This window comes from Lysinibacillus sp. NPDC098008 (assembly GCF_044760715.1).
Classification (GTDB): domain Bacteria; phylum Bacillota; class Bacilli; order Bacillales_A; family Planococcaceae; genus Lysinibacillus.
Window position 1 is genome coordinate 92,330 of the sequence record NZ_JBIWBA010000007.1, and the last position, 14,593, is coordinate 106,922.

The 14,593-nt window shown below is 41.0% G+C and carries 15 protein-coding genes; 2 read left to right on the forward strand and 13 right to left on the reverse strand.

Translation table 11 applies throughout. The features are described 5' to 3' along the window. Window positions 1-13: 13 nt before the first annotated feature. The 13 genes from ACIQVU_RS09255 to ACIQVU_RS09315 all read right to left on the reverse strand — a co-directional run bounded on the left by ACIQVU_RS09255 (window position 14) and on the right by ACIQVU_RS09315 (window position 13,500). A complete protein-coding gene (locus ACIQVU_RS09255; RefSeq protein WP_340805485.1) occupies window positions 14-1,342 on the reverse strand; it encodes an ArgE/DapE family deacylase in 1,329 nt (442 codons plus the stop codon). A gap of 15 nt (window positions 1,343-1,357) precedes the next feature. Continuing rightward, complete coding sequence (locus tag ACIQVU_RS09260; RefSeq protein WP_340805484.1) at window positions 1,358-2,875, reverse strand: sodium:solute symporter family protein; 1,518 nt, start codon at window positions 2,873-2,875, stop codon at window positions 1,358-1,360. Further along, complete coding sequence (locus ACIQVU_RS09265) at window positions 2,875-3,150, reverse strand: hypothetical protein (protein ID WP_402895117.1); 276 nt, start codon at window positions 3,148-3,150, stop codon at window positions 2,875-2,877. The genes ACIQVU_RS09260 and ACIQVU_RS09265 overlap by 1 nt, the downstream gene beginning before the upstream one ends. Before the next feature lie 235 nt (window positions 3,151-3,385). Further along, window positions 3,386-4,303: a stalk domain-containing protein gene (locus tag ACIQVU_RS09270; protein ID WP_340805482.1), complete on the reverse strand. Its 918-nt coding sequence runs from the start codon at window positions 4,301-4,303 to the stop codon at window positions 3,386-3,388. Window positions 4,304-4,499: 196 nt separating this feature from the next. Further along, a complete protein-coding gene (locus tag ACIQVU_RS09275) occupies window positions 4,500-6,272 on the reverse strand; it encodes a glycerophosphoryl diester phosphodiesterase membrane domain-containing protein (protein ID WP_402895120.1) in 1,773 nt (590 codons plus the stop codon). 71 nt (window positions 6,273-6,343) lie between these two features. Next, complete coding sequence (locus ACIQVU_RS09280; RefSeq protein ID WP_340805480.1) at window positions 6,344-7,918, reverse strand: amidohydrolase; 1,575 nt, start codon at window positions 7,916-7,918, stop codon at window positions 6,344-6,346. A gap of 44 nt (window positions 7,919-7,962) precedes the next feature. Next, a complete protein-coding gene (locus ACIQVU_RS09285; RefSeq protein WP_340805479.1) occupies window positions 7,963-8,619 on the reverse strand; it encodes a TIGR04104 family putative zinc finger protein in 657 nt (218 codons plus the stop codon). Further along, a complete protein-coding gene (locus ACIQVU_RS09290; RefSeq protein ID WP_340805478.1) occupies window positions 8,606-9,124 on the reverse strand; it encodes a sigma-70 family RNA polymerase sigma factor in 519 nt (172 codons plus the stop codon). The genes ACIQVU_RS09285 and ACIQVU_RS09290 overlap by 14 nt, the downstream gene beginning before the upstream one ends. Window positions 9,125-9,280: 156 nt before the next feature. Next, window positions 9,281-9,502: a helix-turn-helix domain-containing protein gene (locus ACIQVU_RS09295; RefSeq protein WP_340805477.1), complete on the reverse strand. Its 222-nt coding sequence runs from the start codon at window positions 9,500-9,502 to the stop codon at window positions 9,281-9,283. Between the two features lie 10 nt (window positions 9,503-9,512). Beyond that, window positions 9,513-9,983 (reverse strand): DUF2975 domain-containing protein, encoded by a 471-nt coding sequence (locus tag ACIQVU_RS09300; protein ID WP_340805476.1) that lies wholly within the window; start codon window positions 9,981-9,983, stop codon window positions 9,513-9,515. Between the two features lie 135 nt (window positions 9,984-10,118). Next, window positions 10,119-11,567, reverse strand: a complete 1,449-nt coding sequence (locus ACIQVU_RS09305) for a GGDEF domain-containing protein (protein WP_340805475.1) — start codon at window positions 11,565-11,567, stop codon at window positions 10,119-10,121. Window positions 11,568-11,807: 240 nt separating this feature from the next. Then, window positions 11,808-13,001, reverse strand: coding sequence for a hypothetical protein (locus tag ACIQVU_RS09310; RefSeq protein WP_402895126.1), 1,194 nt, complete (start codon window positions 12,999-13,001; stop codon window positions 11,808-11,810). Continuing rightward, window positions 12,994-13,500 carry a sigma-70 family RNA polymerase sigma factor gene (locus tag ACIQVU_RS09315; protein ID WP_402895129.1) on the reverse strand — a complete coding sequence of 169 codons (507 nt, stop codon included), beginning with the start codon at window positions 13,498-13,500 and terminating at the stop codon, window positions 12,994-12,996. Before ACIQVU_RS09315 ends, ACIQVU_RS09310 begins: the two co-directional genes overlap by 8 nt. 115 nt (window positions 13,501-13,615) lie before the next feature. On the opposite strand from ACIQVU_RS09315, the gene ACIQVU_RS09320 reads away from it, so the two are divergent. Together ACIQVU_RS09320 and ACIQVU_RS09325 are read left to right on the forward strand one after the other, a co-directional pair. Beyond that, entirely contained in the window at window positions 13,616-14,041 is a 426-nt protein-coding gene (locus ACIQVU_RS09320) for a MerR family transcriptional regulator (protein ID WP_340805472.1), read from the forward strand. Further along, window positions 14,034-14,396, forward strand: coding sequence for a DUF4260 domain-containing protein (locus ACIQVU_RS09325; RefSeq protein WP_340805471.1), 363 nt, complete (start codon window positions 14,034-14,036; stop codon window positions 14,394-14,396). The genes ACIQVU_RS09320 and ACIQVU_RS09325 overlap by 8 nt, the downstream gene beginning before the upstream one ends. Window positions 14,397-14,593: the final 197 nt, after the last annotated feature.

Sequence of the window (14,593 nt, forward strand, 5' to 3'; positions counted from 1 at the left end):
AGCATCCCCTCTATTATATTTCTTCTATGCCACACCACTCTAAGGCTGTTAAGGCATAGGTTTTTGCCGCTTTGATTAAATCCTCGACTAGTACATACTCATTCGCTGCATGTGCTACTAAAATGCTACCGGGACCATATATAATAGAAGGAATTCCTTTCGCATTTAAAAACGCTGCATCTGCCACTGCCACAAAGCCATGAATAACCGCTTCCTCTCCCGTTGCTTCCTCGTGCGCACGGCTTGTTGCTTGTACAATTGGATGATCTGTCGGCACATTGAAGGCTGGCCAATGCAATAAAAATTCAATCTCTGGTGGATGATTTCGTAGCCATAAATCATTTTGGACAGCTCTGTCGACATGTGCTAAAATTTCGGCTTTTACTTCCTCAAAGGATTCTAATGGATGATGCCAAACCGCATATTGAATCGTACAATAATCAGAAACAACAAACGGTAAGTCCACATCATAGGATTTGCCATGAATAATGCCCGGATGAATGGAGAAATGACCTGGCTCAAAAAGATCATGCGTCTTGGTGAATCCCCATTCCTCCTCTAATTGCTGAAGGGCTTGGACAATATACATCCCTTTTTCTACCGCATTAATGCCCACCTCACCATGCTTGCCTCCTGCACGAATAAACTCTCTTCTTACAGAAGCATGTGTTGTTTTCCCTTTCACGGTAATATGCATACGAATAACGCCAGGGCTTACAGGTACTACGGCTAAGCTTTGCGGAGGTCCAGATGGCTCAGATACAATCGCTGCATCTGCCGTATAGCCTCTTTCTACTGTTGCTGTAACACCCAATTCATGATCCATTGTTTCCTCGCCAACAACTGTTTCTAGCAATAGATCACCCTTTAATTGAATGCCTAATTTTTTTAATGCTTTAGCAGCCATGATTTGGGCTGCTATCCCGCCCTTCATATCGCAGGCTCCACGTCCATATAGCTTGCCATCCTCTATTTTCCCTGAGAAGGGGTCTTCAAATTTCCAATCAGTGTTCGGGCCTGGTGGCACTACATCAATATGACCATTGAAAATCAATGACTTGCCATTACCCGCCCCCTTTATCACGCCAACTAAATTTGGTCTTTGTGCTTCTACTTCCCACATATCCACTTCATCACAAATTTCCTCAAAAAGAGGCTTCAGAAATTCTTGGACGTTCCTTTCCCCACCGATGACCTCCTCTTTCACGACACCATCATAATTTGGGTTCACGCTTGGAATTTTCACCATATCACTTGCTAAACGAATAATGTCCTCACGCATTTCATCAATCATTGCCACCAGCTCTTGCTTTATTTTTTCAGAAGATAAAACATTTTTCATATTATTCCTCCTTATTTACTCGTTTTTTAGGTTCGTATTTGCCAATGCAGGGTCAATAGCATTGAGTGGTACAGATTTTTTATTGCTTCTGGCTGTTTCAATATCGTTCCATAGGTCTTCCACATGTGCCTCGACAGGCTTTGCATAGCCAGCAATAAGCATAATAACCGTTGTGGTAATAAGTCCATAAACACCAGCAGACCAGCCTAAATTTGCAATCAATGCAGGCTCCGTTACCGTTAATGTCATGGAAACAATTGTGCCAATAATCATTCCTGCAAGAGCACCTTCCTTGTTGGCACGCTTCCAATAAAGCCCTAAAATCACAACAGGGAAAATCATAATAATCCCTTGGTAGGATAGCAAGGCAATATTGATTAATGCGCCAACATCAACCGTTGCAAGAACAGCACATATTGCACCAATAATAAACACTGAAATTCTCGCTATTTTCATCGCTGTTTTTTCAGAAATATCCTTGTTAATCACCGTCGCTACATCACGAGAAATGGACGTGGACATCGCTTGAATAATACCACTTACCGTTGCAATACTTGTTGCCATAATAACCGTCGACATAAGCGCAAGTACGACTGGACCAATTTCTCCAGCAGCCCACATATAGGCTTCCTCAGGCTTATTTCGGGCAGTGTCATTCATATATAGCACATTTCCTAATAATTGGAATATCACATAGAATATTGCGCCAATAATCGGTGCAATCAATGCAGACTGCTTAATGGAGCGAATACTATCTGAGGCAAATAATTTATTGTAAACCCACGGCCACATAAAGCCGCCCAAGCCACTTGTCACAATAATGGACGTCCAAAATGCGGTAGGCAACTCCCAGCCTGGTCCCGGGAATGTTAATGTTTCTGGGTGATTCGCCACTAAGGAATCCATCCCTGCCGCAATACCACCCGAAAATTTAAAAATCATATAGAGCATAACGCCAGTGCCAACAAAAAACATAAATGCACCTTGGAAAATATTCGCTGTAATTACTGATTTCATACCACCTAAGGACACATAGGCAAGCACGACCACAATGCCAATTAGCATACCAACAACAGGACTGATTAAACCATTTGTAGCGTAGTTAAAAATAACGCCCTGTGTAATCCATTCCATCAATAGCCAAGGCGCTGTAAAGACAATGCCCGCAATCCCCACCACTAAACGCACCATACTGCTTTTATAGCGCAAATCCATTAGCTCTGCTTGAGTGCCAATATGATATTTTTTCCCCCAAATATATGTTTTCTCGGCAACTAGGTACATGGAAAGCATTGTTAATGTTGCATAGGTCAGTACATACAGTCCAATAAAGCCATAGCCAACCGAGTATCCTGCAAATGCTGTAAAGGTAGCGCCTACATACCATGTAGAAAATACAGCTAATGAAATCGCCAGCACCCCAAAGCTGCCTCGTGCTGTTGCGTATTCCTCAAAGGATTTAACACCAAAATTTTTCGCATTAATCGCAAACACAATAACAAAGAACACAACAATAAAGATTATCGATAGCATTATTTTCTCACCTCCAATTCCTGCAATTGTGCTTTTGTCAAAGGTTCAATATCAATATCTAAATCACCATATTTGGCATCTACCAAATACCACGTTATTAATAATAGGAAGATCAAAATATTTATAAAGAATTGCCAAAAATATGAGAATGGTAAGCTTAAAATACGTGGCTCAATTTTATTACTAAAATCAAATAACCCTGGAAAACTAGCGAGTAAAACTAGCACAATAAAGCTAGCAGCGAAAAACAAATTTCTTTTCCCTATAGATTTCAAACAATTTCACCTCTTCTATGTTAGCAATTTTCTGCTTTAAAGCATTTCTTCATTCACCGGTTAATGAACATCATATTTTTAAGCACAAGGAAAGTCAATGAATTATCAGATTTTTAAAAATCTTTTGAAAAAAACAAAAATAAGCTCTCCTCTTTTGTTTATTGTCCAAAACTTTTTTTAAATCTTTCCATTATAAAACCCCTTTATGGTTTTGCCATAAAGGGGTTTGACTTGCTTATTTTACTAATTCCTCAATAAATTCAACAGATACATATGTTTTTGAAGGCTCTAATAAAGCTGGTGCTACATTGAAGTGGCGCAGTGCTTTATTGTAGCCATATTCCTTTTGCCCACGTGTAATCGTATACGATAGTGCGCCTTTAGAAATAATCGCTCCTGTTGCGGTTGCTTTTACTGTAAAGCCAAGCTCCTCTGCAATTGCTCGTAGCGGCACCATTGTTGTGCCATCCACTTCATAGGAATCCTTGTTGATGATGTCTTGCACAGCTGCTGGAATTGCAGCGGGCTCATCCTGCTCTATTTGATCTAACACAATGACCTTTGAAGGGGATGTTTGTGCTGGAATGCTCATTGTTGCCACTGTGTAGAATGCAACTAAATGCTGTCCTGCTAAATCCTCAGCCTTTACTGCTTTGCCAGAAGCACTTTGTAGCTTTGTATCCTGACCAATTGTTAATTTGACATAGTTTTCTGTATCGATCAATTCTTTATTGAAGAAATCCACTTCTACAGTGCCCATTTCTGCTGTTTCCACAATAATAACTTCTGGATGGTATTGTGGCGGATAAATCGCAAGCATAGGCTTTTTCGCATAGGAATAAAACGATACGTTATCTCCTTTTTGCAGCTTAACTTCTTTTCCTGTGTTATCGAACACTAATGACTCGTTTGTTACAACCATTATATTGGTATTGTCACCGTCAACCACTGTATAGTAGGTTGCGTTTTCACGTACCTCTACATTTTCCACTGTACCTGTTACTTGAATAAAAACTGGCTGCACTTGTTGCTCACTATTTTCTGCGTTCGTCACAACAGCCTCTCCTTCGTTTGCTGCTGCAGCTGGAGCTCCAATCGCGCCCCCTACTAATAATGCTGTTAGAGCAAATGGTACGACTTTCGTCATTTTCATACAAAAAGCATCTCCTTTATTTCGCGAATTCATAGAAGTAGTCGCCCCTGCTCCTCAAAAAGTTACACCTAGAGGAAATATTTTCATCACTCACCTGCTTTCGCGCGTATTTCTCCCGACTCCGCGGATATTCGCTCTCATTTCGCAGGTATTTCTCTCGACTCCGCGGGTACTCTCCCTTCCTCGCTCTGTGCTGCTAAAAAATAAAGCGTAGGCGATGGAGGACTCGCTGCAGAAAGTATTGATGCTCGCTTTGCTTTGCTCGTAGCTCACGAGCAATATCAGGATGGTCAGTAATAATGCCGCTAATATTTTTCTCCATAAATATTTGTAATGACCGATCATCATTTAATGTCCAGACAAATAAATCCATCGGGCGCTGCTTCAGCTCCTCAATTAACGGCTCCGTTACCCATGATGCCTCTAATGCAATAAAATCAACCTGCTCCTCCATCGGTCCGATATTCAACGCATAAACAATGCCGACCCGCAGATGCGGCACAAGCTTTTTTAATTGCATCATTTTCTGCCCATCAGCCGACTGCACATAGTAGGTGTCCAGCACCTTATATTTGCGCAATGTTTCCACTAATTGCGGCAAAATATCTTCCGTTTCCTGACCATGCACCTTTAATTCAATTAACAATGCCACATCCAACGCCTTAGCAATTTCAATACAATCCTCTAAGGAGGCAATTTTATCGCTATAGCCATTTTGATGGATGGTTAATGTCTGTAATTCGCTAAGCGTCATATTGGCAATCACACCACTTTTACCAGCAAGTCGGCGCAATGTGCGGTCATGGAATACGACAAACTTCCCATCAGCGGTTTGCTGAATATCAATTTCAATTAAATCTGCCCCTGCATTAGCAGCGCTCACGATGCCGCTAATCGTATTTTCCACATTGCCTGCGACATAGCCACGATGTGCAATAATTTTTGTATCAGGTGCATAAACACTTTTCTCCAATGACTGGATATTCATCACACTTAATACGCTAAAAATAATACAGCTTATGACAAACAATAGCTTATAGTAGCGATTTCTGTGCCGCACAGCCATGGAAACCTTCCCTAAAACGGGCGTATTATAGGTGATGGCTACCATTATCTGTGAAAACATTGCCTGCAATAAGCTAAACAGCACGACAAAGACGATCTCTAAAAATGCCAGCGTCAGCCCAGCCGTAACAAGGGCAGCACTTGGCATGATACGCTCTATCAAATAAAGCGGAAACAGGCTAATCACCGTTATACCGAGCATCACAAATAAATGACCTGCTAGTAGCATCGCTAATAGCACTACCAATTCAAATAAGCCTCGCTTGGAAAAACGCCAGCTTTGCACAAGGGAGCGGAAAATTGAAATATTAGGCTGAATGGTAAAAATCGGCAATGTTAAAATACTGCGAATACCGATTATCACAGCAATACTTGCCACCACTGTATAGGCTAACCTGCCCGCTCGGCTGCTCATCATTTCTTCTGTTAAAAACTGTGGAAGGGCAATCGTTTGGGTTAAGGTGAGTGGCAACAGAAAGGATGCTAGTGGCAATAAAAGCGCAATGTATCCAATTAAAAACACTACTTGAATACTGCAAAAGTAAATAACCTTTCGATTAAGCTGCTGCCATAAAGGAAAAAAGCGATAACGCATACCTCTTTGCTGATGAAAGGCCATTAAAAATAAAAAGCCCATTTCATAATAAATAAATAATAAAAATAGCAAAATTAACAGGCAAATCATAGCAATCACCAAAGGATGTGCCACAAAGCTTTGCCAGTTTTGCTCTGTTATATGTGTATAGCCTGTAATGCGTAGCATAAGCTTTAAGGCAATAGATGTGACAGGGATGATACATAAAAACTGGAAAATTCGAATCAATGCAAACACCTGTACATAATCTAAGCAGTAGTTATAAATATTACGTAGTGCCTGTTGCATTACTTGTCCTGCCTGATGCACATACTCCCCCCTGCTTCCATCAATCGTTAACATAACATATGCAACGAAACAGCAAAAAATCGCTGCAAGGATTAATCCTCGCAACGACTTTCATAGGCAATACGCCCATCCACAACTGTAGAGGCAACTTGTATAAATGGTAGCTGCTCAATTGCCACCGTAAAAATATCATCCTTTAAAATCGTGAAGTCTGCTGTATAGCCCTCCATAATTTTACCACGAACATGGTGTTGATTAATAATAGCTGCCGCTCCTACTGTATACAATTGCACTGCCTCAAAGCGTGAAATTTTTTCCTGTGGATTGTAGCCATCATGTGTTTCCCCAATATTGCATCGTGTCACAGCCGCATAAATACCATAAAGCGGATTCGGTATTTCCACTGGTGCATCACTGCCACCTGCTACAATAAGCCCATGATCAAGCAGGGACTTTAATGGATGCAAGCCCTGTGCCCGCTCCTCCCCAAGCTTTGCCAGCTCCGCCTCATACTCGCCCTGCACAAATTGCGGCTGCATATCAACTGCCACAGGTAAGGTAGCAAGCCTAGCTAAAATAGCGCTATCCACCAAGCTACAATGAATCACTCGATCCAACTGCCCTGCCAATGGTGGATATGCGGCAAAAACGTCCAATATAAGCTCCACCGCTAAATCACCAATAGCATGCACAGCAACAGCTTGTCCATATTGACGAGCAAGCTGCACATAGTCCACTAATTGCTCCTTTGTATGAATAAGCATTCCTGCATGATGAGGGTCATCACAATAGGGCTGACGCAAGGCAGCCGTTCGCCCACCAAATGCGCCATCTATAAAAATTTTCATTGCGCCAAATTCCACATATGGCGAAGAGGCTTGATTCATCTTGGCTACCTCTTCAAACACCGTATGATGCTGTAATAAATGCACCTTAAAGGATTGCTGCTGCTCGACAATTTTGCGATAAGCCTGAATCGGCTGGCTTGGTGGTCCAAAATAGCTTAAATCCTCAGAATGCCCGCCGACTAAACCATAGGACTGCAAGGAAGCAATAGCCTTTGTTAAGGCATCCTCAATATAGGCAGGTGTAATATGTGGCATATGATTCACCATTAAATATAAAGCCTCGTCCTTTAATACACCTGTTAGCCTACCGTCTACTTTCTCAATTACACCACCCTCTGGTGAAGGTGTATCGGCTGTAATTCCCGCAAAGGCGAGTGCCTTGGAATTGGCTAAAATTAAATGATGACAGCTACGTTTAATAATTAAATGTGCACCACCAAGTGCATCTAGCTCCGCCAATGTCGGAAAAATGGGGCTTTCAAATTGATTTTCATTGAAGCCAATAGCAGTGACCCACTCATGCGGCAAGGCATTCGACATTGGCTCTTGTAGCTTAGCCAGTAAAGCCTCCTTGCTTGTGATAGTGGATACATCAATATGCTTTAGCTTTTCACCATAGCCAATAATATGTAAATGACTATCTACAAAGCCTGGATACATGACATTGCCCTGTAAATGCTGAATCGCAGTCGCTTGGGATGACAAGCTTGCTGCAGAGCCCGTTGCTATAATTTTGCCATCCTCAACAAGAACCGCCTCCACTGTGCCACCAGCTTGAGCCATTGTATAAATTTTCCCACCAGTCCATAATGTAGCCACAAGCATTCCTCCTTCCTCTATAACCTTACATTTATCCTATCATTTTACCATAAAGGCTCATTTACAGAATCCTTGTCCTGCAGCTTAAATGTATATGGCGCTACTTGACGATAAAATAGCCACATCCCGATTAAGCTAATAGGAATACCCAGCCAAAAATTTTGGAAGATATGTGGTGCTAAAACAATAAAGCTTACTGGAATGCTTACCACACCACTAGCCTGAATCGACTTCTTTGTGCGATATTGCTTTTTCCCACAAGATGGACAAATAATATTATCATTTTTGCGATGTAATTGACGCGCCTCCTTCTTCGACCAGCTCTCTCCACATGCAATACAAACAGGTAAACCATAGCCCTTTTTCCGCAGCACGTACTTAACAAAATAGCCCAGCCCCATATATAAGCCCAGCACACAAAGCCCCCTGACAATATCTGATGCCCATAATGACCACAAGCTCCATGTATCCGCTGAGCTTGCTGTTTGTTGACCTAGTGGCTGTTGTCCCTTTTGCATGATTAAATAGCTAAAGCCTAGCGCCAGTATTGTAAACGCTGCAAGCACCAAACGGTATGACCATTGATTGCCCGCCTGACGCTGCTTTGCGTGCCGTGCTTTATCAGCCATTTGCTGTTTGCGCTGTGGTGACAGCTTAATGTGCTGTAGCTCCTTTAGCGCATCCTCTTTAAATCGATTCATGGCGTAGCACCTCCCAATCAAAATGACCAATGGCTGTTGCAAGCTGTTTGCGCGCCCGCTGTAATCGTGTGCGAACGGTTGCCTCAGGGCAGCGAATAAGTTGCGCAATTTCTACGGTTGACAGCTCCTCAAAATAATACAAAATCAACACCTCTCGATACATGACTGATAATGTAAATAATGCCTCAATTAGCTCCTGCTTCACGGACTTCTTGAGCATTTCCTTCTCAGGCGTAACGGTTGTTGTACGGCCTGTTATTTTCTCCAACAATGTTAAGCGTTTGCTTTTCCAGCTTCGTAAATAATCATGGCTACGATTGACCGTCATTTTTACTAAATATGTACGCAATGATGCCTCTTGGCGAAACTGCTCCTGCTTTTGATAAAAGGCAATGAACACATCCTGGACAATATCCTCAGCAGTCGCCTGATTTTTCACATATAAATAGGCAACCCTTACTAAATAATCGCCATGCTCCTCGATAATTTGTTCAATATCCATCATTGCTCTCACCCTCTTTCTCCACTACTGACGGATGCCACTGTCATTACGATTCATTTTTCCATCAATTACGCCCCAGCGTAATTGTACCTGTCGCTAACACTTTCGATACAAAAAAATCCATAATGCGCTCGGTCATTACGGATTCTTAGCTTTGTACTATGATGATGTATCTTTATTTTTTTGATATTCTAAAATATCGCCGGGCTGACAATCCAGCGCCTCGCAAATCGCCTCTAGCGTTGAAAAACGAACAGCCTTTGCCTTGCCATTTTTTAAAATTGAAAGATTCGCCATTGTAATGCCCACTTTTTCCGAAAGCTCCGTTACACTCATTTTCCGTTTCGCCAGCATCACATCAATATTAATAATAATCGCCATAATCTTCACCTCAAATCGTTAAATCATTTTCTGATTTGATAGCGATGGCATTTTCCAAAAGCTTTTGAAGCACAGCCGCAAAAACCGCTATCACAAAGGAAGCAAAAATAATTACTAGACCAATAATAATAAGCCCCGGCGCATCATCAGCCTCCGCTACGTAGTAGATAAGCGGCATACCGATCACATACAAACTACTAATTATTATCGCACAAAATTTAATATTCTTTAAAGCCTTGACAGACTGTCCCGAAAAGGCAATGCTTTGGTCAATATAGCTTAATAGCTTCAAAGCCATGTACAAAGCAATAAAAAAGGCAATCGCCGCTCCATAAATAATTAGTAAAGCAAACAGCGTTGTTTTCGGAAAATACTGTATGGCCTTCAACGCAAGCGAAGGAACCCTCCATATACATAACACTAAAATAGGCAACCCCATTAACACAACAGCCGTCTTTAAAAAAAGTGTTTGCTGTTTCATTTCATACACCTCATTTATTAATTCTTCTGTTGACTTTATCATACAATTTATCGTTTTACAATAAATTTTTGTTGATAAAAGTTATTGTATTCCATGAAAAAGAGGCACTCCTTTTAATGAAGTGCCCCCTTTTGCTTATATACCATTTCCCATATCACAATAATGGTTATAGTGTGTAATTTGGTTGCGCCCATTACGCTTAGAGGCATAGAGCGCTGTATCTGCACGGCGAATCAACTCCTCCACCTTTACAATCTTGCCCTGCTCATTTGTGCTTACGCCAATACTAAACGCTAGCTGCACAACCTCCTCCTGCACGGTTAAGGATAGTGAGGATAATGTTTGATAAAGGTTGGCAGCCATTGTTTGAATTGTTTCTCCCTCTGCTATTTCACTCAGTATAATAAACTCATCCCCACCAAAGCGGGCGACAATCGACGGAAGAAACTGAAAAAAGTCCTTTAACGTTTTGGCTGTCGTTGTTAAGGCATCATCGCCAAATAAATGACCATTTTTATCATTAATTTCTTTAAAATGATCTAGGTCCACCATAATAAGTGCTAATGACTGATGGCTTGCGGCTGCTTTTTCCGTCATTTTTTCTGCCTGCTCATCAAAATAACGACGATTATAAATATTTGTCAGCGGATCAATATAGGCATTTTTTTCAAATTGCTTTTTATGGTCGTTATATTCCATTTCAAACAAAACATGCGCATAGTTTTCTCGCTGCATTTCTAGCAATATATTAATATACTCTTTTTGCACAGCACATAAAACAACTTTATTGCCCTGCTCCTCGATGAGCTTTACTAGGGAATTATAAATTGCTTGCAGCATGGCTAAATCATTATTTTGCAAAGCATAATATTTTGTTTTTTGATATAAATCAATTGCTTCATTTACACGTCCCTGCCTTTCACATAGCAAGGCATAAGCATTAAATACCTCTAACTGCACCTTTGAGTATGGCGGCTGCTGAATCGTTGCTAATAGCTCCTGCAGCAGTGTATTCGCCTCCTGAAATTCCCCCAGCTCAATATGAGCAATCGCTAAGTTTGTTTTAGGGTGCAAAATATCTGTAAAAGGCTCTTGATGCTTTACCTCAAAAGCATTAGCATAGTAAAGACTTTTAAAGGCGAAGTCCTTTGCTTTTTGATAATTACCTATTGAAATTTCTAAATCGCTTAAATTATTGTAAAGCTTTCCTAAGCTCTTGGCATGCTGAATATGTTCAGCAATTTTTAGCCCCTTTAACATGAGCTCCTCCGATTTCTTTAAATGACCAAATGTTCCCCAATAAATCGATGCTAAATTGTAATATTGAATAACATCAATGTCGTTGCCATGCTGAAAGGTTAGCTCTCGATAGCGCTCCAATACGCTCATAGAAAGCTGTAAATCACCTGTATAAAAATAACTAGCACAGCTATAGTTTAATAAAAGAATAGCTTTGTCGTACACCCCAAGCTTAATGGCACTGTCAATTGCGGCACTGCTAATTTCTATATATTCTAAAAAGCGATTCGCATTATACAATTCATTGAGCGTAATCCATAATTCTTCAAATTCTTGTGTGTTCATACCGCCCCTCCTTCTCTTTGCCCTCACTTCTTTAATACTACCCACACCGATAAAATATTACAATCCTTTAGACTCATTTATGCCACAGTAATTAAGTCATTCATCCTAATTATTAGTATATTTATCTAGGTATTGTACAATTTAATTGTATTATATCTTAGAAGTTCTGTTAAGATGGTACATATGCATCATAATAAAAAAACAAGCTTCCATAATGGAAACTTGTTCAAAAATAATAATTTAAGATGCTGCTATGCCTAAAAGGGCTTTTAACTGCTGTGCTTGCTCACCCTTTAGCTGAAGCTCCCCGCTCCCTATTTTATAAAGATGTAATGCCCCATCATAGCCCTTCCAAATTTCAATACGCACACCTTCTAGTAAAAAGGAATACGCAGGTGGTCTACCAAGATACGCTTTCGGCTGCCAGCTCAGTCCCTGCAAAATTTGCGCTACCTCCTGCTCATTATGCACCTCCAGCCGCTTTGTAACATCTGGCTGAAAAACCTTCACGCTATCTGCTAAACCATATTGATAGATAGCTCCATTCCTTTCACTGACCATCTCTTGCAGTGAACGCAATGTTAAATAATCTCCTTGTGCTATCGAAAAGTCAGCTAATAGTGGATACCATCTAGCGCCTTTATATTGCTGGAAAACCTCTTCCTTCGATAGCTGTTCAATATCTGCTGGGATAACTCCTTCTACAAATAAAAACATATTCTCCTCTATATGAGCAACGGTTCCTACTTTATTGGAGCCTTGGGCATAATCAGCTTGCTTCATATGATGTGCCTGCTGAAATGCGCTTAGCTGCTCCGCAAAATGAGCTTGAAAATAACGCTTAGCATCCAGATCAGCCACTTCATAAAAAGTAGCAAATTCTGGATATTTTTCCCGATACATCTCATACAGCTTTGTTCTCATTGTATACATCGGTAACAATGACTCCGCATAGGCTTCTACATATTCTGCTGGCGCTAACCCACGAAATAGCTTTGCGTGGTTAGGTGATTGCTGAAACGATGTTAGTTCATCAATCTGCTTTTGTCGCTCCACCTCCAGCTCTGCCTTTGTATACGTAAGACCTAATGATTCGCCAAAATAGTAGGAGGCAACAAGCTGTTCATAGCTACGATAAATATCCTCTTTAGAAAATCCCTCCTCCTGACTAAACCCCCAAATACGACTGAGCTGCTTAAAATGCTCAAACTGCGCTTCATTCAACAGTAAGGCTCCCTGCTCAGTTTCCTTCGCTGCAAACTGCACAAGTATAAATCCTGCTATACACAGCGTTACAATCGTTGTCAGTATTGCAAAACGTAGTGGCTTTTGACGGCGCTTTGTTTGATGCTGTAAGACGCGTACCTTCACTCGTTCTTTGCTGGCTGTCATATCCCCTGCAACCTTTGCTAATTCCTTTTGTAGATTATTCATGCTGTAGCACCTCCCATTCCTCCTGCTGTAGATGAGGCTTTAAAGCTTCCCTTGCCCGCCTCAGCCTTGTTTTTACCGTATTTTCAGAAACGCCGAGTAGCTGAGCAATGTCATGAACCTTCATTTCCTCATAATAATAAAGAATTAACGGCTCTCGATAGAGCAATGATAGCTGTAAAATGGCGGCTCCAATCTGGGAACGCTCCTCTTCCGCAACAAGCTCATCCCGCTGCCTCTTTACCTGTGCAGGAAATATTTTTTCCTGTAATAATAATTTTTTATAATGCCAGCTTTTTAAATAATCCTTGCTTTGGTTAATTGTTAGCGTTGATAAATAAGCCCTTAGCTGTCCACGCTCCTCATAATCCCGCTGTGAAAATTTAATGAAAACCTCCTGCACAATATCCTCCGCCGCATAACGGTTTTTCACATAAAAATAGGCAAGACGTAATAAATGCTCTGCATGTTCATCGATTATGTTGTCAAGTATGGCGTCCACCTCCCCCTCTTACACTATAAACGATTGCCAATAGCCGACCGTTTCATCTTCTCGCAAATACTTCTTGACCTTGGAGTCTTCTCCAATGTTAGGATCACTATAGGAGGTGTGTATCATGAAAATTAAACAATTCGCTGAGAAATTTGCTGTGACAACCGATACAATTCGTTACTATGAAAAGGAAGGGCTGCTCCATCCTCTAAAGCAGGACAATGGCTATCGTATTTTCAATACTGACTGCGAGCACACCATGAAATTAATTATTGTGCTACGGCAGCTTGGCTTTACATTACAAGAAATAAAGCAGCTACTGGCACTCGATCAAAAACCCATCTCAACATCCTGCAATCAGGCAACCATGCAACTTTTCACCTCAAAAATTACTGCTATCAAGCAGCAGCTACATTTTTATCAGCATGCATTGCAATCCTTACAGCTTACGCAAGCATATATGGCAGATGGACACTATGAAGAAAATCAGGAAAAAATCGCTGAATTAATAGAGGATATGTATCAAAATTTACGAAAAGGGCGTGATTAAGCTGAAGCCCCGCAACATTATCACTGTCGAATATCTGATTGCCTTTGGCATCACAATCTTTTTTTATGGATACTTAGATTTTTCATGGCTTTCTTTTCTATTGTTCCTCCTGCTGCCTGATATTACAATGCTCGGCTATCTATGGCATACAAAAGCAGGCGCTTCCTTCTATAATATCGGGCATAGCTTTGTACTACCTGCGCTCCTTATGGTGATTGCTTTTATAGCATCAATCCCAACGCTTCTGATGACGGCTTTGATTTGGCTGGCACATATTTTCCTAGATCGCGCACTAGGCTATGGTCTAAAATATGCTGACGCTTTTAGCAAGACACATTTACAGCGAATTATGTGAGCCATGGCACTCTATGTAACACTACGTTTCTTCTTAGAAATCGATGTCCAATTAGCAGGGGAAAATCCGATTTTCCAATTCCTCCTTGGTATTGGGCTATGGAGCATTTTGGGGTCATTTAAAGCCATGATGTCATTGCATCCCTTTATTGGCTATGCTTGCTTTGTATAACACTGGCAAGGCTTCGGTAGCTATTA